At 60.8% G+C, this 21,088-nt stretch carries 19 protein-coding genes, 1 tRNA gene, 2 pseudogenes and 1 riboswitch; of the genes and pseudogenes, 6 read left to right on the forward strand and 16 right to left on the reverse strand.

Going from position 1 to position 21,088, the window contains the following annotated elements; translation table 11 throughout:
• The first annotated feature begins 57 nt into the window (after nucleotides 1–57).
• Nucleotides 58–213 carry a KGG domain-containing protein gene (locus tag I5961_RS06705; RefSeq protein ID WP_077045875.1) on the forward strand — a complete coding sequence of 52 codons (156 nt, stop codon included), beginning with the start codon at nucleotides 58–60 and terminating at the stop codon, nucleotides 211–213.
• Nucleotides 214–288: 75 nt separating this feature from the next.
• Complete coding sequence (locus I5961_RS06710) at nucleotides 289–789, forward strand: DUF4142 domain-containing protein (RefSeq protein WP_227234712.1); 501 nt, start codon at nucleotides 289–291, stop codon at nucleotides 787–789.
• Nucleotides 790–835: 46 nt separating this feature from the next.
• Here I5961_RS06710 and I5961_RS06715 read toward each other — a convergent pair whose 3' ends face one another.
• A complete protein-coding gene (locus I5961_RS06715; protein ID WP_227234714.1) occupies nucleotides 836–1,246 on the reverse strand; it encodes a low affinity iron permease family protein in 411 nt (136 codons plus the stop codon).
• Nucleotides 1,247–1,459: 213 nt separating this feature from the next.
• Here I5961_RS06715 and tam point away from each other — a divergent pair, with 213 nt between their 5' ends.
• Nucleotides 1,460–2,230, forward strand: coding sequence for a trans-aconitate 2-methyltransferase (gene tam / locus I5961_RS06720; protein WP_085700568.1), 771 nt, complete (start codon nucleotides 1,460–1,462; stop codon nucleotides 2,228–2,230).
• 41 nt (nucleotides 2,231–2,271) lie between these two features.
• Here the strand turns inward: tam and I5961_RS06725 are convergent, their stop codons facing one another.
• Nucleotides 2,272–3,000 (reverse strand): class I SAM-dependent methyltransferase, encoded by a 729-nt coding sequence (locus I5961_RS06725; RefSeq protein WP_227234715.1) that lies wholly within the window; start codon nucleotides 2,998–3,000, stop codon nucleotides 2,272–2,274.
• A 528-nt stretch (nucleotides 3,001–3,528) separates the two neighbouring features.
• On the opposite strand from I5961_RS06725, the pseudogene I5961_RS06730 reads away from it, so the two are divergent.
• A pseudogene (locus I5961_RS06730) lies at nucleotides 3,529–3,896 on the forward strand (DUF6124 family protein).
• A gap of 80 nt (nucleotides 3,897–3,976) precedes the next feature.
• Here I5961_RS06730 and I5961_RS06735 read toward each other — a convergent pair.
• The 14 genes and pseudogenes from I5961_RS06735 to I5961_RS06800 all read right to left on the reverse strand — a co-directional run bounded on the left by I5961_RS06735 (nucleotide 3,977) and on the right by I5961_RS06800 (nucleotide 19,746).
• Nucleotides 3,977–5,236: a type II toxin-antitoxin system HipA family toxin gene (locus I5961_RS06735; RefSeq protein ID WP_227234717.1), complete on the reverse strand. Its 1,260-nt coding sequence runs from the start codon at nucleotides 5,234–5,236 to the stop codon at nucleotides 3,977–3,979.
• Entirely contained in the window at nucleotides 5,229–5,546 is a 318-nt protein-coding gene (locus tag I5961_RS06740; RefSeq protein WP_064384151.1) for a helix-turn-helix transcriptional regulator, read from the reverse strand. Before I5961_RS06740 ends, I5961_RS06735 begins: the two co-directional genes overlap by 8 nt.
• Nucleotides 5,547–6,011: 465 nt before the next feature.
• Nucleotides 6,012–6,085: transfer RNA gene (locus I5961_RS06745), tRNA-Gly, on the reverse strand.
• Nucleotides 6,086–6,255: 170 nt separating this feature from the next.
• Nucleotides 6,256–7,140 carry an alpha/beta fold hydrolase gene (locus I5961_RS06750; RefSeq protein WP_085700572.1) on the reverse strand — a complete coding sequence of 295 codons (885 nt, stop codon included), beginning with the start codon at nucleotides 7,138–7,140 and terminating at the stop codon, nucleotides 6,256–6,258.
• Between the two features lie 322 nt (nucleotides 7,141–7,462).
• A pseudogene (locus I5961_RS06755) lies at nucleotides 7,463–8,149 on the reverse strand (pseudouridine synthase); the annotation flags it as partial.
• A gap of 33 nt (nucleotides 8,150–8,182) precedes the next feature.
• Nucleotides 8,183–8,401, reverse strand: a complete 219-nt coding sequence (locus I5961_RS06760) for a cysteine-rich CWC family protein (protein WP_227234719.1) — start codon at nucleotides 8,399–8,401, stop codon at nucleotides 8,183–8,185.
• 5 nt (nucleotides 8,402–8,406) lie between these two features.
• Entirely contained in the window at nucleotides 8,407–9,894 is a 1,488-nt protein-coding gene (locus I5961_RS06765; RefSeq protein ID WP_227234720.1) for a sensor domain-containing diguanylate cyclase, read from the reverse strand.
• 168 nt (nucleotides 9,895–10,062) lie between these two features.
• Complete coding sequence (gene atzF, locus I5961_RS06770) at nucleotides 10,063–11,835, reverse strand: allophanate hydrolase (protein WP_085703832.1); 1,773 nt, start codon at nucleotides 11,833–11,835, stop codon at nucleotides 10,063–10,065.
• Between the two features lie 25 nt (nucleotides 11,836–11,860).
• Nucleotides 11,861–15,493 carry an urea carboxylase gene (gene uca / locus I5961_RS06775; RefSeq protein WP_227234722.1) on the reverse strand — a complete coding sequence of 1,211 codons (3,633 nt, stop codon included), beginning with the start codon at nucleotides 15,491–15,493 and terminating at the stop codon, nucleotides 11,861–11,863.
• Nucleotides 15,494–15,668: 175 nt separating this feature from the next.
• A complete protein-coding gene (locus tag I5961_RS06780; protein WP_085729988.1) occupies nucleotides 15,669–16,310 on the reverse strand; it encodes an urea amidolyase associated protein UAAP2 in 642 nt (213 codons plus the stop codon).
• 11 nt (nucleotides 16,311–16,321) lie between these two features.
• Nucleotides 16,322–17,047, reverse strand: a complete 726-nt coding sequence (locus I5961_RS06785) for an urea amidolyase associated protein UAAP1 (RefSeq protein ID WP_085700578.1) — start codon at nucleotides 17,045–17,047, stop codon at nucleotides 16,322–16,324.
• A gap of 12 nt (nucleotides 17,048–17,059) precedes the next feature.
• Entirely contained in the window at nucleotides 17,060–17,848 is a 789-nt protein-coding gene (locus tag I5961_RS06790; protein ID WP_227234723.1) for an ABC transporter ATP-binding protein, read from the reverse strand.
• Complete coding sequence (locus tag I5961_RS06795; protein ID WP_085703829.1) at nucleotides 17,845–18,660, reverse strand: ABC transporter permease; 816 nt, start codon at nucleotides 18,658–18,660, stop codon at nucleotides 17,845–17,847. The genes I5961_RS06790 and I5961_RS06795 overlap by 4 nt, the downstream gene beginning before the upstream one ends.
• Before the next feature lie 18 nt (nucleotides 18,661–18,678).
• Nucleotides 18,679–19,746, reverse strand: coding sequence for a putative urea ABC transporter substrate-binding protein (locus tag I5961_RS06800; protein WP_085703828.1), 1,068 nt, complete (start codon nucleotides 19,744–19,746; stop codon nucleotides 18,679–18,681).
• 63 nt (nucleotides 19,747–19,809) lie between these two features.
• Nucleotides 19,810–19,910, reverse strand: a riboswitch (guanidine-I (ykkC/yxkD leader).
• 284 nt (nucleotides 19,911–20,194) lie between these two features.
• Here I5961_RS06800 and I5961_RS06805 point away from each other — a divergent pair.
• Both I5961_RS06805 and I5961_RS06810 read left to right on the forward strand, forming a co-directional pair.
• Nucleotides 20,195–20,458, forward strand: coding sequence for a hypothetical protein (locus I5961_RS06805; protein WP_227234725.1), 264 nt, complete (start codon nucleotides 20,195–20,197; stop codon nucleotides 20,456–20,458).
• Between the two features lie 178 nt (nucleotides 20,459–20,636).
• On the forward strand, nucleotides 20,637–21,038 hold the full coding sequence (locus tag I5961_RS06810; RefSeq protein ID WP_085700582.1) for a hypothetical protein: 402 nt from the start codon (nucleotides 20,637–20,639) through the stop codon (nucleotides 21,036–21,038).
• Nucleotides 21,039–21,088: the final 50 nt, after the last annotated feature.

Genomic DNA, 21,088 nt, shown 5'->3' on the forward strand with positions numbered 1-21,088 from the left:
TTCTCAATCTAGGCGGGCACCTGCTCGCTTACGATCAATGCCAAGAGGTAGAGAATCATGCCTAACTCAAGAAACTCGAACTCGGGAAACTTCGCCAACGATCGAACGAAGGCGTCTGAAGCCGGTCGCAAAGGTGGGAAAACTACCACTACGACTGTCGACAAAGAGCCTAAAACCGACATGGGCCGCAAGCCTGCTCAGAAATCGAAGTAGTCGGCGAAGGTTGTTTTGATTGAGAGGCGGGGGCGCAAGCTCCCGCTTGAATCTGCAAAGAAGGAGGGCGCGACCATGAGCCGGATGGCCACCCGAGTACGCCGCATCAGTTTTGTCAGCCTGTTGGGGTTGTTTGCCAGCAGTGCGTTTGCCCAGTCGCCAGCCGACTTTATCAACGAAGCCTCGGCCAAAGGCATGGCCGACATCGAGGCCAGTCGTCTGGCGCACAGCAAGGCGGAGTCCAAAGAAGTCAAGGATTACACCATCGTCGTCATCAACGACCGCACCACCGCCAACCAGCATCTGGCGAAAATTGCCAAGAAACTGGATCTTCCGGTCGCGCCCCGCGAAGAAGTCGCCGACAAGGCCAAGGCGTTGATGCCGGAGGTCAAAGAGGGCGCGAGCTTCGATCAGGCGTACGCCGCCAGCCAGGTCAAGGCCACTGAAGAAGCCATCGAGCAGATCCAGCAGGAAGCCCAGACCACCGACGTGCCGGAGATCAAGGCGTTTGCCGACGAGACTCTGCCGAAATTGCAGAGTCATCTGGAAATGGCCAAGGCCCTGGCCAGTCGCTAACGCCGAGGTAAAGAAAACGGCGCTCATGGCGCCGTTTTTGTTGTCTTCAACAGTCGTTCAGATTCTGTTTCGGCTTGCTCTTGTCCCCCAGGCCTTCCAGGTCAAACACCTCGTTTTCACCCATTGCCCGGTAATGCCGGCGCAGCGCTTCCAGCTGCTTGAGATCCAGCGACTCCAGCCCGAGCATCGCGTTCTGTGCTTCCTTGGTGACCCGCAGCAACTCATCGAGTTTCAAATGAATGATGTCGGTGTCGCGGTTCTGAGTGTTCTGGATCAGGAACACCATCAGGAACGTGATGATCGTGGTCGAGGTATTGATGATCAGTTGCCAGGTGTCGTTGTAATCGAAAATCGGCCCGCTCAACCCCCAAAGCCCGATCAGAATCAAAGCCCCCATGAACGTCTTGGGGCTACCGGCCCAGAGCGCCAGCGTTTGGGAGATCTTTGCGAATTTCATGGCTGTGTTCCTTGTTGGGGGGCTTGAAATTCAGACATCGGGGGCCGTGTGAAAATTCTACTTACAGTTTTCTGAATCCCTGTGCGCATGGTGAAGACAGCGCTCCCGGCGATATCGGACGTACGTAGGGGAAGGCAGATAAACACGATCGCTGTATCGTGACGGCAGCCGCTTTTGCACGTTTCGCCAAAACGTCCACGACAGGAGAACGCAATGACCTGGTCCGCCAAGCAATACGTCACTTTCGAAGATGAACGCACCCGCCCGGCCCGCGATTTGCTGGCGGCGATTCCGACGCCCGAGGCACGTTCCGTGGTTGATATCGGTTGTGGTCCCGGTAACTCGACCGAGCTTTTGGTGGAGCGTTTTCCGGGGGCGAAAGTGCGGGGGCTCGACAGTTCGCCGGACATGATCGATGCCGCGCGCAAGCGTCTGCCGCAGTTGCAGTTCGAGGTGGCGGACATTGATCAATGGGCGGATGCAGGGCCGTTCGATGTGATTTTTGCCAACGCCGTTTTGCAGTGGGTGCCGGATCACGCGACCTTGTTGCCGGCGCTGGCGGGCAAGTTGGCGCAGGGTGGCAGTCTGGCGATTCAGATGCCGGACAACCTCAACGAGCCGTCCCATCGGTTGATGCGTGAAGTGGCGGCCAACGGGCCGTGGGCCGACAAACTGGCGGGCGCGGCGGGGCAGCGGACCGAGATGGCGGATGCCAGTTCTTATTTTTCGATGCTGCGTCCGCATTGCGCACGGGTCGATGTGTGGCGCACCACGTATCACCATCAGTTGGCGGGCGGGGCTTCGGGCGTTGTCGAGTGGTTCAAGGGCAGCGGTCTGATTCCGTTCCTCAGCCCGCTGGCGGAAGCGGAGCGGGCGGAGTATCTGGCGCACTATCTGGCGGAGGTCGCGAAGGCGTATCCGGCACTGGCGGATGGTTCGGTGCTGTTGCCGTTTCCACGGTTGTTCATTGTCGCCACACGTTGAAATGAAAAAAGGGCCGATTTGATCGGCCCTTTCTTTGGCGGTCAGCGCTGTACGGCGACCAGCATCATCATCGGCCGCTCACGCTCTTCAGCGAGCGCTGGTTGCGCGGCCACTTCGGCATCGCTCGGGCCCCATTCGTCGACGTGTTGAATCGTGAACCCGGCGTCGATCAACGCGTTGAGTAGCGTGCCGACCGTACGATGCTGCTTGATCACGCCGTCGGCCAGCCAGTTGGTCACCCGCTCGCCTTCCATCTGATAACTGTCCAGCGGCCAGCGCTTGTGGCCTTCGCTGTCGATCAGCCAGCCCGGATTGCGCGGCGCCATGAAGATCGGGTGCTCAATGGAAAACACAAAGTGCGCACCGGGTTTAAGCGCCGCGTGCAGTTTGGCGAACAGCCCCGAGAGATCCTTGATGTAGTGCAGCGCCAGTGAGCTGTAGGCCAGATCGTAAGTGCATGCAGGCAAGTCGAGATGTTCCAGGTCGGCACGTTCGTAGCGGATGTTCGCGGCCGAGGTGGTTTCCTTCGCTCGTGCGAGCATTTTCTCCGAGACATCCAGCCCCAGCACCTCGGCTGCGCCGTGTTCGCTGGCCCAGCGACAGAACCAGCCATAGCCGCAGCCCAGATCCACCACCTGCAAACCGTGCAGGGAGGGCAACAAAGCTTTCAGCGCCGGCCATTCCGGCGCGGCATCGAGGCCGCCGATGGAGCGGTTCATCTGGCTGTAGCCCTGGAAAAATTCGGGGTCGTCGTAGATGTTTTGGGTCATGGATTTGCTGCTCTTTTGAATTTGATTTGGGTGGCTCGGAGGCCACGGATTTGAATCCCTCGAAACGTGAAGGCGCGTATTCGTCGATGGCCGCGCAGGGGGAGGGTGGTGGGCGATGGGGAAATGCTAGCGGGTCGTGGCGAGCGTGAGAACCAGGGGAATGTTGGGGATCTGTAAACGTGGTTTTTCGATTCGGGATGTTTAAAGAGTGGGTTCCGTTCACTGAACCTTCCCACAAGGTTTTCAGGTTGTCCGTCGGAAGTGCGGTCTCTAGCCTGTGAGGGTCGCTGATGAATCGGCGATCGGGATTGGAACCCCGCGGCTTATCAAAAAAGCAAAAGCAGCTTTCATGACGTATGCTTGCCCGCCTTCATGGTGCGCACTCTGTTATGGCGGCTGTGCGCGAGAGACTTCGAGTCTGTCGGGCTTTTGGCTTTTTTCGCCCGGGTTCCAACTCGTGTACAGCTGCCACCTCTTCGATTGGAACCGAGTAGGTCAGCTCCACCTATCGACCAGAAAGAAGCCATTATGAAGAAGCCAACCCCGAATCCCCCGACGTCGAAACCGACCCAACATCCCCGTACGTCTCGATCGACTGCAGAAAACTCAACGACGCCGCCAACCGCGCCCTCGACCACTACCTCAGCCCAGGCGCCCATGTCATGGGCACGACCAACCAACCCGACCCGATGTACTTCGCCAACCCGGCCTACGACACCGAATCCCTGCTGGCCAACGCCAGCGAGTCCCTGGGCTCGGCCTCCGAGATGCTCAACAACTTCGCCGCCACCCTCGACCCCACCCACCGCAGAACCGCGATAGGCATTGCGCAGTTGGTGATGCTGGGGGAATTGGCGGTGAATCAGGCGCTGGATCATGTTGAGGTGAAGGACTGATTTGCAGATGTTTTGGCAGGTATAAAAAAACCGGTCATCGCGACCGGTTTTTTCATTTTTGGCGCTTTGGCAGAGCAATCTCAGCGAAGCCGCTCGACGTTTTCATCGATTCGTTTCTGGATAGTCCGCAACGTGTCCTGAGTGATGATGCCGGGGTACATCTTTTCTGCCATCGTCGCGAACTGATCAGCCACCTCGCAGAATCGGGCGATGATGCCGTCGGCCGGTTCAGTCGATACTTCCGCTTCCTCTGCAAGGTCGAGCATGGCTTTTCGTCCGATCTCCAATGCTTCGCCCATGACGTCCATCTGGTGGTATCCGCCGGGACCCTCACAGAAGGTCACATCGTAGGCGGGCGCCAGCGTCCATTGGCCCGATTTAGACATGATGTAGGCGAAGTTCTTCGGGTGGTCATCGCGGTTGTTGAACGCGACGTTGAAGACTACACGCTCAAACGCGAGCGCTTTCTCTCGTACGTCATTGGTGCAGAGATGGGTCGCACGCAAGAAGTTGACGTAGTCCAGCGCACCGGCATTCTGGAAGTCGGCGGCAGTGAAGGCCGCGAGACTTTGCATCGGCACGCGTAAGTTGTCTTCGCGATCAAAGCGTTTGGTAGCAAACGCTGCCAGCCCGTTCGGCAGGCTGAAGTACTGAGTGTCAGGTGTGTTTATTCCACACATCCGCAAGCATTCGGCGTAGACCATTTCGATGGCACATACCTCGGGGTGCTCCTGCCGGGCGGGAAACTTGACCAGCCAGGCCTCGAAGCCTGATCTGGCTATGGTGGTAAAGATGCCTGTTCGCGGATCGCGATAGACCAAGGCTTTTGGTCTGGCACCCTGCGGAGATCCACCCACCAGCAACAGCTGTTGCAAGAACTCGCCACCCTCACCCTTGAGGACTTCCTGCACCTCGGCAGCCAGCAGATCAATGGAGACCTCAACTTGCGGCTCCAGCGCCTCGGGTGCTACCGGCTCGAATGACATTGCGCCCATGGCATTGTTGCCGATGTAAGCGAGGCGCTCGAGTGGGCCGATACGTGCGGAATTAAGGCCGCGCCGCTTGAACAATCGATCCATCAGCAGCATGCCCCAGCCATCCGGCAGCGCATCGTAGACCGGTCCAGGCAAACCCAATTGATGGAGCGGAAAGTCCCGCCGTAACTTGGGGCCTTCCAATGGAAGTCTGTACGCCGACAATTCCAGACCTCTGTTCTTTGCCTCGTCGCTGTACTCGAACACGATCAGTGGGCGACCGGTGATAGCCGTCGTGGAAACGAGCGTGCCCCACCGCCAGTGTTCACCCCAGCCATCGTAGTAGACGTCCACTTGTTCAAGCATTTCCTGATTTCCTTTTTATGCGCTGACGCCTGGAGCTGTCTTCGTAACGAAGGATGTCGTCCAGGCTGTCCAGTTTTGGCAAGAACAGGTCTTCGATTTCCTGGACGCGCCCCACAACCATGGCCACTCGGACTACGGTTTCGAAACTGACATTGCGCCCGGCTTCAAGGTTGGCCACCGTATTGGTGCCGACACCTGCGCGAGCAGCCACATCGGCTTGCGTCATCTGCAGGGCTATCCGCTCTGTGCGCAGGCGTTGGCAGAGCCGTTTGACGATCTCGCTTGGTTTGCTGAGGCTTAATTCCAGCATGGTGTGCCTTATGTCGCATAAAGGTCGGTTAATACCCAAAATTATAGAGTTAACCTTCATTGCGTCAAATCAGTTAATTCCATTTTGATGTGGGTTATCTGCGATTAATACCGATAAAACACAATAATTCAGAATTAAATTGTCGGTGTTAAAACCGCTTTAGCTTGGCTTTACGTTGAGACTCCATCGAAACCATTCGCATACCCTTGATCGCCTCTGTCCTAGAAGCAGCCGGGGAGGCATGCGGATCTCTCCCTTGATTCGATAACGAGCGCTCACGACATGAGTGACTGACTGTCAGGAGCGTAAGCGCAGATGGGGGAATTCAATCAACGTGTTGTTTCTGAATGGTTCAAAGCTGGCTTGCTCGCTACTAAATCCCGGACACAAAAAACCGGCCATCAAGGCCGGTTTTTTCTGTTTGCGCATCCTTCGTCAAACCACGACGCAGGACATGAATTCGGTTGGAGCGGGTGAAGGGAATCGAACCCTCGTTATCAGCTTGGGAAGCTGGAGTAATGCCATTATACGACACCCGCTCAGAGCGGCTGACTTTGTACCAGACTCGGCCACGGATTTGAAGTTTTCTTTGCACGCGAACTACGGAAAGTCCTGAAACAGAGCCGACATCGGTCAATCGCGGGCAAGCGCTGCGGGCTGGAGGACGGCTGAATCTCAGCTCTGCAGGCTTGCTCGCGAGGACGCTGTTTCAAATGGCCAATGCATGGTGATCCTGGACTAACTGGTAACGCGTTCGGCTGGCCTGTTGCGCCGGTTTCAGGAAACCGAGCAGGGCGTTCTGGCTGTCCCGGCAGGCGGACTTGTGTTCCATGTCGAGGAAGTGTCCGGTGGCCTGCAGGGTGGTGAAGGTGCTTTGTGCGACATGGTTGCCGAACAGGCGCGCGTCTTCGGCGGCGGTGTATTCGTCCCATTCGCCGTTCATGAACAGCACCGGCACGTTGATTTTCTTCGCCGCGTTCAGATAGCACTGACGGTCGCTGTGCAGCACGTCGTTGATGTGGAAATGCATCTGCCCGTATTCGTGCTCGGCCAGGCTGCTGACGTGGCGATAGTTGAAGCGCTTGAACAGCGACGGCAGGTGTTTGCCGATGGTGTTATTGACCAGGTGCCCGACCCGGTCGCCGTCACGTTGGCCGAGGCATTCGACGCCGCGTTCCAGGTAGTCAAGCATGTGCGCGTTGATCACCGGGGAGAACGAGCTGATCACGGCTTTTTCGATTCGCCGAGGCTGATGGGCGAGGGCGACCATGGTCGCGGCGCCACCCCAGGAGAACGACAGCACGTGTTCGGCCGCGAAGTGATCGATCAGCTCCAGCAGGATCAGACCTTCGACTTCTTTCGTCAGATGTTTCTCGTGGCGATTGTGGACTTTCGACTTGCCCGCGTAGGGCTGGTCGTAGCAGACCACATTGAATTGCGGGTGCAGGTTTTTCACGGTTTGTGCAAACGACGCAGTCGTGGCCATCGAGCCGTTGACCAGGATGATGGTCTTTTCTGCGGCGTCTGCGCGATAGAACTCCGTGTAAACCCGATACTGACCCTGTATATCCAGCACAGCGATTTCTGGCCTCATGTCATAAGACTCCTGGCAAGCAAGCGGGTATGCGCGCAAATAGAGATTGCACGAGCTTTGTGACAGGTAGGCATACGCCTGGAATTTTGGAGCCCATGTCGATCCGGAACGGCAGGTCGACGGGTATTGTTATTGGCGGGCAATCTGCCGGCTGAGGCGCAGCCCTGAGGGCTGTCTACCGGCAAAAAGTTTCTTGGAAGTTATATGTGACTCATCGGTCACAATTTGGCCGACGTCCTGATTCAAGCAGGGGGATCCGGATCGCGCAAGTGCCGTTGGTAAATTGTTCGACAACTTCTGCTGAGCGGTCGGCCGCTTGGAACAAATGAATCTCTTCGGTGCGCAAGGCCCGGTATTCGCCCGGTTTTAGCGCGTGATCCAGCGCCAGCGGGCCCATGGATTCGCGGTGCAGCCGCAGCACTTTGTTGTTGAAGTAGCCGAACATGCGCTTCACCTGATGGTAGCGACCCTCGACGATACTCAACCGCGCCGTTCGCGGGCCGAGCACTTGCAGTTGCGCCGGTTGGGTGGTCAGGTCTTCGAAGGCGAAATAGATCCCCTCGGCGAACTTGATCGCATATTCCGGGCCGATCTCCTGCTCGGTCTCGACGTAGTAGACCTTCGGCAGTTTGGTCTGCGGCTGGGTCAGGCGCCGCGACCAGGTGCCATCGTTGGTGATCAGCATCAGCCCGGTGGTGTTGAAGTCCAGACGCCCGGCGATATGCAGGTCGTCCTTGTCCGGCTCGTGGATCAGGTCGAGCACGGTCGGGTGCTCGGGATCGCGGGTGGCGCTGACGCAGCCCTGCGGTTTGTGCAGCATGAAATAGCGTGCCGGTTTGCCGCTTTGCAGCACTTCGTCGTCGACTTCGACACGGCTGAATTCCAGGACTTCGCTGTGGGGATCGCTGACGACTTTTCCGTCAATGCGCACGCGCTTTTCCACCAGCAACAGGCGAACCTGTTTGCGGTTGTAGCGGGGCAGGTTACTGAGGAAACGATCGACACGCATGATCAGGAATCGGCAGGCAGCGGGGCGCGCATCTTACGGGATCGACGGCTTGGCCGCTTGCAGTTGCGCTTCGACCTGGGCGCAACGCGGGCACAGGCAGGATTGATCGCGCAGTTCCGGCGGCAGAGCTTCGAGCACTGCCGGATCGATGGTGACGCCGTAGCACCAGCAGGCGCGGTCGGCGGTGCGCGGGTCGGCCAGGGTGCAGTCGTTGCGGGCGCCACAGGCCGGGCAGAGGTCAGGTTTGTTCATGGGCTTCAGGCATAGGTCGAGTGAGGCATTTCCACGCAGGTGCGATTGCGGCCAGTCTGTTTGGCCCGATACATCGCATGATCGGCCCGGGACAGCAGGCTGTGCAAGGTGTCATCCCGTTGCAGGGTGGTGGCGCCGATGCTGACCGTCAGATTCAGCGTGTGACCGTTGTAGGCATATTCATGCTGTTCGACGTGCTGGCGGATCTTCTCGGCAATCTTCTGACCGGTCTCGCCGTCGGTGTCCTTCAGCAGCACGATAAATTCCTCACCACCCCAACGGCAGACGATGTCGGAATGGCGCAGGCAGCTTTGCAGGTCCCGGGCAAAGCCGATCAAAACCTGATCGCCGGCCATGTGTCCGTAGGTGTCGTTCAACTCCTTGAAGTGGTCCAGATCCAGAAGCAACGCTGTCAGTGGTTTTGGCTCGCGGCGGGCTTCCTGCAGGGCTTGCGCGGCGAGCAGGTCGAAGCCGCGGCGGTTGGGCAGTTCGGTGAGGCTGTCGAGGGTGGCCTGGGCGTGGATCTTGTCCTGGTAGCGCTTGATCAAGCGGTTGACCAGCCACAGCACGATCAACGTCACCAGCAGGCAGATCAGCAGATTGATATACAGCGACTGGCGGATTTCGCTCAGCGCGCCGTCTTCACGTTTGTCGACGAACAGGTACCAGTTCAACTCGGGAATGAACCGCACGTTGAGGAAATGTCCCTGGCCGTGGGCGGAATATTCGTAGCTGCCGCTGTGGGGTTTGGGCAACTGGCTGACCAGGCTTTTCATGCTGTCGAGATCGTTGAGGCTTTTCCCGACCCGCGCACCTTCCGGGCCGCCCTCGGCGCCGGTCAAGACCAGTCGGCCGAAGGTGTCGACGAAGTAAACGCTGCGTTGATAGCGCTGCTGGTACTTGTCGATCAGCTTGATCACCGCATCCACCGTCAGCCCTACGCCGGCGGCGCCGATGAAGCGATCGTTGTAGTCGTAGACCTTGTAGTTGATGAAGAAGGTCATGTTGTCTTTGTTGGCCAGGTCCGGGTCGACATTGATCTCGTAAGGATCCTTCATGTCGCGCACGCGGAAGTACCAGGTGTCACGCGGCTCGTCGATTTTCACCTGCTTGAGCACGCCCTTGGCATGGTAGTAGGTGTGGGTGCTGTTGGAGACGAAGAACGCGGTGTAGGCGCCGTAGTGGGTCATGACCTCGTCGAGGTAACGGGTCATCTGGTCGCTGTCTTTTTCGCCGTTCACCACCCAGTCGCGCATGAAGGTGTCGCGCGACATCATCGAGGAAATCAGGATTGGTCTGACGAGGTCTTTCTGGATTTCCGAGTACACCGTGTCGGAGGTCAGCGGCAGTTCGGTGTTGACGATGTTGTCGCGGATCGAGGCCCGCGAGGCGTAGTAGCTGAGCAGCGAGGTGGCGAGGAAACCTGCGCCGAGGAAGGCGACCAGAGTCAATACCAGCGAACGTTGGGAGTAAAACGCAGATCTGAGCGGCATTGGCAATTCCGTTGACAGTGACCCGATGGGCAGCATTCTAGTGGCACGGCGGGGAAAAGACTGCGGGATTTGTGCCTGAAATGCGGGGGGATCAGCCGGGCAGGTGTGTCTGGAGAATGGCTTGCTCATCCAGCCCCCTCCCGGAACGAAAGGGGGCCGGTTTTAGAATCAGGTTCTGGTTTGCAGATACGCTCGCCACCCACCCAAATGGCTGATATCGGTTGCACCTTCCAGGCCGTAAGGTTCGCAGATGAATCCGCTTTCCCATCGGCCATCCGCCAGTTGCACCTTACCCAGGCCCAGCGGCGCCGGGATCCCGGTCAGGAACGAGCCCAGTTCACTGCTCGGTAACTCCCAGACTTCCACCGCGATGGCCACGCCACCGTCGGCCACGCGCAGCATGCCCGGGCGCAACGGCGGGCCACCGGCCAGGGCATAAAGTTTGTAGTCCTTCGAGCTGCAGGTGGCTTCGATCAGGCGTGCGCCGCGCTGACGCAGTTGCCAGTTCAGGGCCAGTCCGTCCAGATGCGCACCGCAGACCACCAGTCGTGCACGGTCATGGCGCGCCGGGTTGTTCGGCGTCGGCAGCGCGCGATCCTGCTGGCGCTGCAAGGCATCGGCCACGCCCAGCAGATACTGATCGGTGAACGCTCGACCAAACAGCGTCACACCCCACGGCAGCCCGTTGGCCATGAAACCGCCGGGTACGGCGACGGCGGCGTAATCGAGCAGGTTCATGAAGTTGGTGTAGTAGCCCAGTTCGGAATTGCGCAGCACCGGTTCCGCGTCGAGCTCCGCCAGCGTCACCGGACGACCAATAGTGGGCGTGAGCACGCAGTCGAGTCCTTCCAGTGCTTTATCGCAAACGGCTTTCAGTGCTTGCAGGCGATATTGCGCACGGAACGTCTGCACGCCGCTGACGGCTGGTGCCTTGGCCAGCACCGCGCGGATCACCGACAGCACCGCCGCAGGATTTTCTTCCATCAACTCGCCGGCCACGCTGTAGCGCTCGGCCACCCACGGCCCTTCATAGAGCAACCGCGCCGCTTCGAGGAATGGCGACAGGTCCAGCTCGACAGCCTCACCGCCCGCTGCCTTGAGCCGGTCAATGGCATCGCCGAACAGCCGCGGGCCCTCCTCACAGCCGAAAAATTCCAGGTCTTGCGCACGTGGTACACCGAAGCGGAACGGCCGTGGTACGCCGAACGCGGAACCGTCATTCCATGACGGATTACTGCGGCTGTATTCGTCCCTCGGATCGAGGTGCGCGGTCAGCGCCAGGAGCTGACTGGCTTCCCGCGCCGTTGTGGTGAACGTGGTGACGCAATCGAGCGTGCGGCAGGCCGGCAGCACGCCGGCGGTGGAGATCAGCCCTTTGCTGGCCTTCAGACCCACCAGATTGTTCAACGCCGCCGGCACCCTTCCGGAGCCCGCGGTGTCGGTGCCCAACGCGAAACTGGCGACGCCGAGCGCCACGGCCAGCGACGAGCCGGCACTGGAACCACCGGAGGGATATTCCGGCAGCACGCTGTTCGGGCAAGCGCCGTACGGTGATCGGCTGCCATTGAGGCCGGTGGCGAACTGGTCGAGGTTGGTCTTGCCGAGCGGAATTGCGCCCAGCGCCAGCAACTGTTCGACGATGGTGGCCGAACGTTCGGGAACGTAGGCGAATGCCGGGCACGCGGCCGTGGTCGGGACACCGGCCAGGTCAATGTTGTCCTTGATCGCGAACGGCACGCCATACAGCGGCAAGCTCTCTGGATCGCGACCGTCGAGGCTGGCGAGGTACGGCTCCAGTTCCTCGACGCTGAGCAGATGAATAAACAAGTGATAGTCGGGATTGAGCGCAGCGGCTTTTTCCCTCAGGGCCAACAGCAATTTGCGCGGTGTGGTCTGGCCGTCGCGGTAGGCCTGGCGCAGGGCATCGAGTTGCAGATTCATGGGGTCATCCTTTGCAAAAATGGGTTCAGTCGAGTTCCAGCACCACGACCCGTTGACCGGCGCGTACCGCCGAACCGGGTTGCACGCGAATCTCCCGGACCACGCCGGGCAGCGGTGCGAGTACGGGGATTTCCATCTTCATCGACTCCAGGATCACCAACGCATCGCCGGCCGCGACGCGACTTCCGACCTCGACCTGGACCTGCCACAGGTTGCCGGCGATATGGCTGTCGACACTCTGCTGACCGCAGGCCAGTGGCATTTCTTCGCAGCTTTGCGACACGGCCTCTTCGCTGTCGAAATGCGCCTGGCCGCTGGCGATCCAGCGTTCGCGCTCGGCGTTGAACGCGGCTTGTTGTTGCTGGCGAAAGGCGTGGATGCTCTCGGCCTCGCGGTTGAGAAACGCTTGATATTCGCCGAGGTTGAGCTGGCTCTGTTCGATGTTCAGGTCGAAGCGGCCGAGAGGAAAGTCGCGGCGGATGCGCAGCAGTTCTTCGGCGGTGACCGGGTAGAAACGGATCTGATCGAAAAACCGCAGCAGCCACGGTTTGCCTTCGAACGCGGCGACTTCGCGATAGCGGTTCCACATCTGCAAGGTACGCCCGACGAACTGGTATCCGCCCGGGCCTTCCATGCCGTAGACGCACAGGTAGGCGCCGCCGATGCCCACCGAGTTTTCGGCGGTCCAGGTGCGCGCCGGGTTGTACTTGGTGGTCACCAGCCGATGGCGCGGATCGAGCGGTGTGGCGACCGGCGCACCGAGGTAGACATCACCGAGGCCCATCACCAGATAGCTCGCATCGAACACTGTGCGTTGCACCTCGTCGAGGTTGGGCAGGTCATTGATGCGGCGGATGAACTCCAGATTGCTCGGGCACCACGGCGCGTCCTTGCGCACGGTGGTCATGTATTTCTCGATCGCCAACTGGCAGGCCGGATCGTCCCAAGACAATGGCAGGTGGACGATGCGCGACGGTACTTGCAGATCCCCGGCAGCGCACACGGCATCCCACTCGCCCGCAACGATTCCGAGCAGATCGGCCAGCGGCAGTTGTTCGGGCTGATAGTGGATCTGCAGTGAACGAATGCCGGGTGTCAGGTCGATCACGCCGTGCAGGTTTTTGCCTTCCAGCGCCTGCATCAGTGCGTGGGCCCGGAAGCGCAGGACCAGATCCAGCTCCGGGGCGCCGATTTCCAGCAGCAGATGGGTATCGCCGGACACACGCCCGACCAGCCGCTTGTCGTCCTGACCCAATTCCAGAACCACAGGCGAAACCAGGCCCTGTGGGAGCTGGCTTGCCAGCGACAGGGCCCGAGCAGACACCGCGTCAACTTCATCGCTGGCAATCGCGCTTTCACAGGAATCCCATTTCAGAGTGAGATCGCGTGCGGTCTTGAGGTCGACGGGCACGAACTGCACTTTGTCCCCGGCCTTGAGTTGACCCAGTTGCCAGAGATCCGCCTCGATCACCGTCACCGGGCACACGAAACCGCCAAGGCTCGGGCCGTCCGGGCCGAGGATCACCGGCATGTCACCGGTGAAGTCCACCGCACCGATGGCGTAGGGATTGTCGTGAATGTTCGACGGATGCAGGCCGGCCTCGCCGCCGTCGGCGCGCACCCACTCCGGTTTCGGTCCGATCAGGCGCACGCCGGTGCGGCTGGAGTTGAAATGCACTTCCCATTGCGTGGCGAAAAAGGTGTCGATGTAGTTTTCAGTGAAATACTCAGGCGCGCCATGGGGGCCGTAGATGACGCGGATCCGGCGCACGGCAGGTAATTCGCTGACGTGTTGGGGCGCCAATGTCTGCCCGGCGCTGCGCTCACTCAGGGCGGCCAGATGCAATACGTCGCCGGCGCGCAAGGCCCGTCCGCCATGACCACCGAACTGACCGAGGGTGAAGGTGCTTTTGCTGCCCAGATAATCCGGCACTTGCAACCCGCCGCGCAGGCACAGGTAGCTGCGGGCTCCGGCGCCCGACAGATTGCCCAGATGCAGCTGGCTGCCCGCGGGGATCAGCAGGGCGGTATTCATCGCCTGCGGCTGACCGTCGAGTGTCAGGGCAATCGGTGCGCCGGTCACGGCCACCACCGCATCGCAATTGAAGCGCAGTAACGGCCCGCTCATGGTGATTTCCAGCGCCGCCAGGCCTTCATCGTTGCCCAGTAGACGATTGCCCAGACGCAGCGCGCGACTGTCCATCGGCCCCGAGGGTGGCACGCCGACCGCCCAGTAGCCGAGGCGACCGGGGTAGTCCTGGACGCTGGTCTGGGTGCCGGCGCTCAGCACTTCAAACGTGTTGGCCCGGTACACCAGGCCTTCCAGGCAACGGGTCCAGGGCTGGCCGCTGGCGAAAGGCGTATCGAGCAGAATCTGCCGCAGGTAGTCGCGGTTGGTTTCCACGCCGTACAGCTGGCTGTCGCCGAGGGCCTGATGCAGATCGGTGCGGGCCTGTTCGCGGGTCGGCGCCCAGCTGATGATTTTGGCGATCATCGGATCGAAGTAGGGCGGGATCTCACAACCGGCCTCGACCCAGGTGTCGATGCGCAGGTACCGGCCATTGGCGACCGGGAAATCGACCGCCGTCAGCAAGCCGGGGCTGGGCTGGAAATCGCGGCCCGGATCCTCGGCATACAGCCGCGCCTGAATCGCATGCCCTTGCGGTTGCAGGCCTGCGAACAACTCGGCCAGCGGCGGCAAGTCACCGGCCGCCAACTCGATCATCCAGCGCACCAGATCGACGCCCCACACCTGTTCGGTGACGCCGTGCTCAACCTGCAACCGGGTGTTCACTTCCAGAAAATAGAAGCGCTGCGCATCGCTGTCGAAAACGAATTCGACGGTGCCGGCGCTGCGGTAATTCACTGCCTTGGCCAGTTTGATCGCCGCCGCGCACAGCGCATCCGCCATGCCTTCGGGCAGGTTCGGTGCCGGGGTTTCTTCAAGGACTTTCTGATTGCGCCGCTGCACCGAGCAGTCGCGCACGCCGAGGGCGATCACCGCGCCGTGGCCGTCGCCGAACACCTGCACCTCCAGATGCCGCGCACGCTGGATGTACTTCTCGATGAACACGCCGGCGTCGCTGAAGTTGTTCTGACCGAGGCGCTTCACTGCGTCGAAAGACTCGCTCAGTTCGCCGGGGTTACGGCACACGCGCATGCCGATGCCACCGCCACCGGCAGTGCTTTTGAGCATTACCGGATAACCGACCTGTTCGCCGGCAATCAGTGCGGCCTCAAGGCTGTCGAGCAGTTCGGTGCCTTCAAGCATCGGCACACCGTGCTGTTTGGCCAGGGCGCGTGCGGTGTGCTTGAGGCCGAACACCCGCAGTTGCTCCGGTGTCGGGCCGATGAAGGCAATGCCATGGTTTGCGCAGGCTTCGGCGAACGCGGCGTTTTCCGAAAGGAAGCCGTAACCGGGGTGGATTGCTGTGGCGCCACTGGCTTTGGCGATGGCGAGAATCTTGTCCACGGCCAGATAGGTGCCGGCCGCTGCCCCTTCGCCGAGGCTGTGCGCTTCTTCAGCTTGCAGGATGTGCAGGCTGGCGGCATCGGCTTCGGAGTAGACCGCGACGCCTTCGACGTGCAGTTCATGCAAGGTGCGCAGAATGCGGCAGGCAATCGCGCCACGGTTGGCAATCAGGACTTTTTCGAACATGGAGAATCCCCCGGAGCCCGCGCAGGTGGCGGGCTCGACTGGGAGGCGGGCCGTCCCGCCGTTTTTGTTCAGGCGCCAGGGTCGTCCCCGACGGCGAAATCACTTCACTTTTTCAGGCACTGGCCCGAGCGCGCCTGGCACAGGCCAAACAACCAGCGGCGCAGACGGACGAATTTCAGTTCCATACCAGTAGCTCCGCAGGTGTCGGGTTGTAGGCGTTGCACGGGTTGTTCAGTTGCGGGCAGTTGGAAATCAGCACGATCACGTCCATCTCCGCGCGCAAGTCGACGTATTTGCCGGGGGCGGAAATTCCGTCTTCGAAGGTCAGGCCGCCCTCGGCAGTGACCGGCACGTTCATGAAGAAATTGATGTTCGGCCCGATGTCACCTTTGCCCAGGCGCCCGTCGTGAGCGCAGGCGCGCAGGTAGTTGTCGCGGCAGCTGTGCATGTAGCGTTTTTCCAAGGCGTAGCGCACGGTGTTGCTCTCTTGCGCGCAGGCGCCGCCGAGGGTGTCGTGGCGGCCGCAGGTGTCGGCGATGATCGTCAGCATCGGTTTGCCGAGGTTGGAATACAAAACGCTGCCGGTGCTCAGGTAAACGTTGTTTTGCCGGCGCAGTGTGCGTTGCACGTCGTAGCGCTCACGGGGATTGGCAGCGCTATAAAACAAGGTGTCGACCGCCTGATTACCTTCCAGATCGAGGATGCGCAGGGTCTGGCCGGCCTTGACCTCCATCAGCCAGGGTTCGCCGGCGGGAATGGTGGCGCGGTATACCGCCGCGTCCGGTTGTTTTTGCGAAGTGGCGATAGCAACTGACATGGCGATGATCCTCAGGCGAACAAACGGTCGGTGTTGATAAAGCCGCGCTCGTTCTCCGGGCGCGAGGTACGGCAGTGCTCGGCGACGCTCGGGTCGGCGTTCATCCAGCTCAGCTTCAGCGGTTTGGGCGCGTATTGCGGCGACGGATCCAGTGGATGTTGCAGGGCTGTGAGCACAACCAGGGTGTCCATCGGTGCATAGAGTTCGATGTAGTCACCGGCCTGCGAATGGCCTTCGACAAAGTGCAAACGCCCGCTGTCGTCGACGTTGACCCGGCTGAACAGGTTGAGGGTCATCAGCAGGTCGGACAGGCCCAGCCCCCACTTGCCGAGCTCCACCAGCAGGTTGTCGGTGCCGTTGCGAAAGAAGCCGTTGCGCAGTTCCTGATAGCGGCCCTGGCCGTATTTCTCCGCGACTTCCTCGGCGCACAGCACGCCGCCGAGACTGTCACTCCAGCCGCAGGTATCCGCCGTGATCGCCGCCAGCACGCGGCCCATGTCCGAGTAGAGGCAATGGCCCGCGGTCAGCTTGGCGGTGTGTTGACATTTGAGGCTGTCGGGCAGGTTCAGGCGCTCGGTTTTTTCGTTGGCGTTGAGCAAGGTCAGGCTGACGTTGGCACCACCGCGCAGATCCGTCAGGCGCAGCAGCTGCCCGCGTTTCAAGACGAAGGAGCGATGGCCGCCGCCGGGCAGGGTTTCTTCGGCGAAGGGCGGAAAAATTCGGGTTGAATCAGTCATGGAAGGTTCCTCTCAAGCGGTTCGAAGGGCGCTCGCCAGTTGCTCCGGCAGGGCGTCGACGGCGGCGCGTTGGGCACGGCGGTCGCTGTTCAAAGGGATGTCGTAGGTGATGCGGGCGCCATAGGCGCCGGGGGCGTGCGGGTCGAGGCGGACCTTGTCGAACACCAGCAGACGGGTGCCGAGGCTGAAGCCTTCGGACAGGTCGTGGGTGACCATGAATACGGTCAGTTGCGTCTCGCGCCACAGCTCCAGCAGCAGCGCGTGCATGTCCTTGCGAATGCCCGGATCGAGCGCGCCGAACGGTTCGTCGAGCAGCAACACGCGCGGTTTCATGATCAACGCCTGGGCGATCGCCAGCCGCTGTTGCATGCCGCCGGACAGTTGCGCCGGGTACTTGTCCAGCGCGTGGCCGAGGCCGACTTTTTGCAGCAGCGCCGTGGCCTGTTCGCGGGTGTCGCGTTTGGCGCTGCCGAACAGACGCCCGAGCAGTGGCGCCCGGGGCAGTTCGAGGCCGAGGGCGACGTTGTCCAGCACGCTCAAGTGCGGGAACACCGAGTAGCGCTGGAACACCACGCCACGGCTGGCATCCGGTTCGCGGGCCAGTGGCTGGCCGTCGAGCAGAATCTCGCCGCGACTGGCGGTTTCCTGACCCAGCAGCAGGCGCAGGAAGGTCGATTTACCGCAGCCCGAAGCTCCGACCAGCGTGCAGAACTCACCCTCGTTGACGTTGAGGTTCAGCCCTTCGAGCACCACTTGGTCGGCGTATTGCTGCCAGACGTTTTTCACTGTGATGAAGCTCATTTGGCTGCCCCCTCATACCAGGGGAATGCACGCCGGGTCAGGCACTTGAGGCCCCAGTCCATCAGCCAGGCGAGCAGGGTGATCCACACCACGTACGGCAGAATCACATCCATCGCCAGGTAACGACGCACGAGGAAAATCCGGTAGCCCAGACCGTCGGTGGAGGCGATGGCTTCGGCGGCGATCAGGAACAGCCACGCCGAACCGAGCATCAGCCGCAGTGAAATCAGCAGACGCGGCAACAGCTGCGGCAGAACCACACGCAGCATCAGGGTCCAGGTCGAGGCGCCGAGGGTCTGCGCCTTGATCAGCAGTTCGACCGGAATGTCCCGCGCGCGCTGTTCCAGATCTCGGGCGAGAGCCGGGGTGATACCGATCACGATCAGCATCACCTTCGACAGCTCGCCGAGGCCGAAGACGATGAACAGAATCGGCAGGATCGCCAGGGGTGGCACCATCGATAACACCGTCAGCATCGGCGACAACGGTGCGCCGAACAGCGGCAGGGTTCCGGCCGCGATGCCCAGGCACAGCCCGGCCAGCGCGGCGATACCGAGGCCGATGGCCAGTCGTTGCAGGCTCGCGGCAGTGTCCTGCCAGAGCAGATATTCACCGGTGCGGCTGTCGGCATTGAATGCCAGGCGTTTCACCGCATCGGTCATCTGCACGGCACTGGGCAGCAGTTTGTCGTTGGGGTTCTCCGCCAGACGTTCGGCCGAGCCCATGAAATAGGCGAACAGCACCAGGGCGAACGGCAGGATCACCAGCAGCAGACGACTGGGGCGATCCGGGTGGCGATTGATCAGGCGCATGGCCAAATCCTCCGTGGCTTACAGCTTGGCGTCGGCGGCCATCTGCACGTAGGTCGGATCGAAACGCAGCTTGAGATTGGCGGTGTCGCCGCTGGTCACGCCGTTGGCGAACGCCATGCCGACCGCACTGGTGTCTTTCGCGCCTTCGCCGAGCAAACCGTGCTCAAACGAAAACTCGGCGACCCTGCGCATGGTTTCCGGCAGTTGCTTGCTGGTGGCGAACGCCAGGGCTTCTTTGGGGGTGGCGAACAGTTTGGTGGTGTCCAGTTGCGCCTGGAATCCGGCCAGGTCGGTGCCCGAGGCCTTGGCCATGTGCTCCAGCGCGGCTTTGCTCGCAGCGTTTTTTGCGTTCATCAGCTCGACCACTTCGAACCACGCGCCGGTCAGCGCCTTGCCCAGGGCCGGGTTGTCTTTGAGGGTGGCGCTGTTGACCACCATCATGTCCATGATTTCGCCGGGGATCTGGCTGGAATTGAAGACTTCGGTCACGCCGGGTTTGGCCTTGATGTCCGAGAGCATCGGGTTCCAGGTGGTGACGGCGTTGACCTGCTCGGTGTTGAAGGCGGCAGAAATGTCGGCATCGGAGGTGTTGACCACTTTCAGGTCTTTCTCGGTCAGGTCGACCGAGTCCAGCGCGCGGGCCAGCAGGTAATGCGAGACCGACAGTTCGACCAGGTTGACGTCCATGCCCTTGAGGTCGGCAACTTTCTTGCCCTCGCCTTTGAGAACGATGCCGTCGTTGCCGTTGGAGAAATCGCTGACGATCAGCGCGGTGCTGTCGACGCCGCCGGCGGCCGGGATGGTCAACGCGTCCATGTTGGTCATGGTGCAGCCGTCGAACTGACCGGCGGTGTACTGATTGATCGATTCGACGTAATCGTTGAGCTGGACCACGTCGATCTTGATCCCGTATTTCTTCGCCCATTTATCGACGATGCCCTGGCTGCCGGCATATTCCCATGGCATCCAGCCGGCGTAGATCGTCCAGCAGACACTGAAGTGGTCTTTCTGCGCGGCGGGGGATTGGGTGCTGACGAGCGCGGCGAACGCGGCGGCGAGCAGGGCGGGCAAACGTAGTCGGGACATGGTGGCTTCTCCAGTTGATCGAGGGCGGACAGGAAGGCAACGCGGCACCGCGAACGGTGGCTTGTCTCCCGGGCTTTTGTCCCGCCGTGTAACCTCAACTGGAGGTCGCCAACTCTCGGACCAGCCACTCGCAGATGCGAGCCGGAACCCTAGTCAGCCATTGCAAATTGTGGTGCCGCGAACCTGTGATGACTCCTGCACGGGTTTACTGAAGCGAGAGGCGTGCCAAGTCGCGGCGAGCCTTCTGCGACGCGGCTTGCGGGTGGAGGGGTTCGGATGGCAGGTGGCGGCGACGCTTTGTGTTGGTGCGCGCCTGCACCGTGATGCAGCGCGATGGCCGCTGATCCGATGCTCGGTGGGGCGTGGGCACTCGGTAGCGGTCAGCCAGTCAAACGTGATGTCAGCCGGTCTGTGCCGACTGCTGTCACAGGTCTTTCAGGAGGCCGCCATGCGTATTTCAAAATTGCTGCGTTGGGTGCTGCCGGGAGCAGTGCTCGGTCTGGGGCTGTCCGGTTGTTACTACTACGCCGGCGGCTACGATGTTTATTCCTCGCCCTATTACTATCCCGGCTATTACTCGCCCTATTACTACGATGGTTATTACGGTCCGCGCTACTACGGCGGTGCCCGCTATTACTACGGCGGTTATGGCTATCGCGGCGGCTATGGACGGGGTTATCACGGCGGTGGATACCACGGTGGGCACCACTAATCAGCGGCTGAATGAAGGCGTTTTTGGATGAACAAGGTTTCATGAAGCACTTGTTTCAAGTTGTTGCAGAAACGCACCAGATGCCGAAAACGCTGTCTGATTTTTCGTCAGTCGCCGAATAAAAGACTGACGCCTGCCAGCGTCGCTGGTGTGGCTACCCGCGGTCCAGGAGGCCGCCATGTATCGCCGAATTCTTCTGTTTACCGTGATGCTTTTTTCCCTTGGCGGATGCGTCCCTTATTCCTACGGAGATGGCTACTACAGCTCAGAGGTCTACACATCGCAGGCACCTTCGTATTACAGCGGTGGCACTTATTACACCGGCGGCAGCACGTACTACTCGGCGCCGCGCTACTACCAGCCAGCACCGCGCTATTACCAACCGGCTCCACGCTATTACTCGGCGCCTCGTTATTACCAACCGGCCCCGCGCTACTATGAGAGCCGCCGCTGGCACGGTCATGATCGCGGACGCTGGGATGACCATCGCCGCGGTGGCTGGGATGATCGTCGGGGTCGCGGCAACTACGACCGTCACAGCGGACGCGGCGATTACAACCGGCACGGCAACCGCTGGTAACCCCTCGCAAAAAAGCGGCGCATTGAGCGCCGCTTTTTTGTGCCTGCTTT

Origin of the sequence: Pseudomonas sp. IAC-BECa141 (assembly GCF_020544405.1) — a bacterium.
Taxonomy (GTDB): Bacteria; Pseudomonadota; Gammaproteobacteria; order Pseudomonadales; family Pseudomonadaceae; genus Aquipseudomonas.

What these genes read in the sequence shown, in the direction of transcription:
- I5961_RS06705 (WP_077045875.1), top strand. Translation starts at nt 58, where the DNA reads ATGCCTAACTCAAGAAACTCGAACTCGGGAAACTTCGCCAACGATCGA.
- I5961_RS06710 (WP_227234712.1), top strand. Translation starts at nt 289, where the DNA reads ATGAGCCGGATGGCCACCCGAGTACGCCGCATCAGTTTTGTCAGCCTG.
- I5961_RS06715 (WP_227234714.1), bottom strand. Translation starts at nt 1,246, where the DNA reads ATGAAATTCGCAAAGATCTCCCAAACGCTGGCGCTCTGGGCCGGTAGC.
- tam (WP_085700568.1), top strand. Translation starts at nt 1,460, where the DNA reads ATGACCTGGTCCGCCAAGCAATACGTCACTTTCGAAGATGAACGCACC.
- I5961_RS06725 (WP_227234715.1), bottom strand. Translation starts at nt 3,000, where the DNA reads ATGACCCAAAACATCTACGACGACCCCGAATTTTTCCAGGGCTACAGC.
- I5961_RS06735 (WP_227234717.1), bottom strand. Translation starts at nt 5,236, where the DNA reads ATGCTTGAACAAGTGGACGTCTACTACGATGGCTGGGGTGAACACTGG.
- I5961_RS06740 (WP_064384151.1), bottom strand. Translation starts at nt 5,546, where the DNA reads ATGCTGGAATTAAGCCTCAGCAAACCAAGCGAGATCGTCAAACGGCTC.
- I5961_RS06750 (WP_085700572.1), bottom strand. Translation starts at nt 7,140, where the DNA reads ATGAGGCCAGAAATCGCTGTGCTGGATATACAGGGTCAGTATCGGGTT.
- I5961_RS06760 (WP_227234719.1), bottom strand. Translation starts at nt 8,401, where the DNA reads ATGAACAAACCTGACCTCTGCCCGGCCTGTGGCGCCCGCAACGACTGC.
- I5961_RS06765 (WP_227234720.1), bottom strand. Translation starts at nt 9,894, where the DNA reads ATGCCGCTCAGATCTGCGTTTTACTCCCAACGTTCGCTGGTATTGACT.
- atzF (WP_085703832.1), bottom strand. Translation starts at nt 11,835, where the DNA reads ATGAATCTGCAACTCGATGCCCTGCGCCAGGCCTACCGCGACGGCCAG.
- uca (WP_227234722.1), bottom strand. Translation starts at nt 15,493, where the DNA reads ATGTTCGAAAAAGTCCTGATTGCCAACCGTGGCGCGATTGCCTGCCGC.
- I5961_RS06780 (WP_085729988.1), bottom strand. Translation starts at nt 16,310, where the DNA reads ATGTCAGTTGCTATCGCCACTTCGCAAAAACAACCGGACGCGGCGGTA.
- I5961_RS06785 (WP_085700578.1), bottom strand. Translation starts at nt 17,047, where the DNA reads ATGACTGATTCAACCCGAATTTTTCCGCCCTTCGCCGAAGAAACCCTG.
- I5961_RS06790 (WP_227234723.1), bottom strand. Translation starts at nt 17,848, where the DNA reads ATGAGCTTCATCACAGTGAAAAACGTCTGGCAGCAATACGCCGACCAA.
- I5961_RS06795 (WP_085703829.1), bottom strand. Translation starts at nt 18,660, where the DNA reads ATGCGCCTGATCAATCGCCACCCGGATCGCCCCAGTCGTCTGCTGCTG.
- I5961_RS06800 (WP_085703828.1), bottom strand. Translation starts at nt 19,746, where the DNA reads ATGTCCCGACTACGTTTGCCCGCCCTGCTCGCCGCCGCGTTCGCCGCG.
- I5961_RS06805 (WP_227234725.1), top strand. Translation starts at nt 20,195, where the DNA reads ATGCGTATTTCAAAATTGCTGCGTTGGGTGCTGCCGGGAGCAGTGCTC.
- I5961_RS06810 (WP_085700582.1), top strand. Translation starts at nt 20,637, where the DNA reads ATGTATCGCCGAATTCTTCTGTTTACCGTGATGCTTTTTTCCCTTGGC.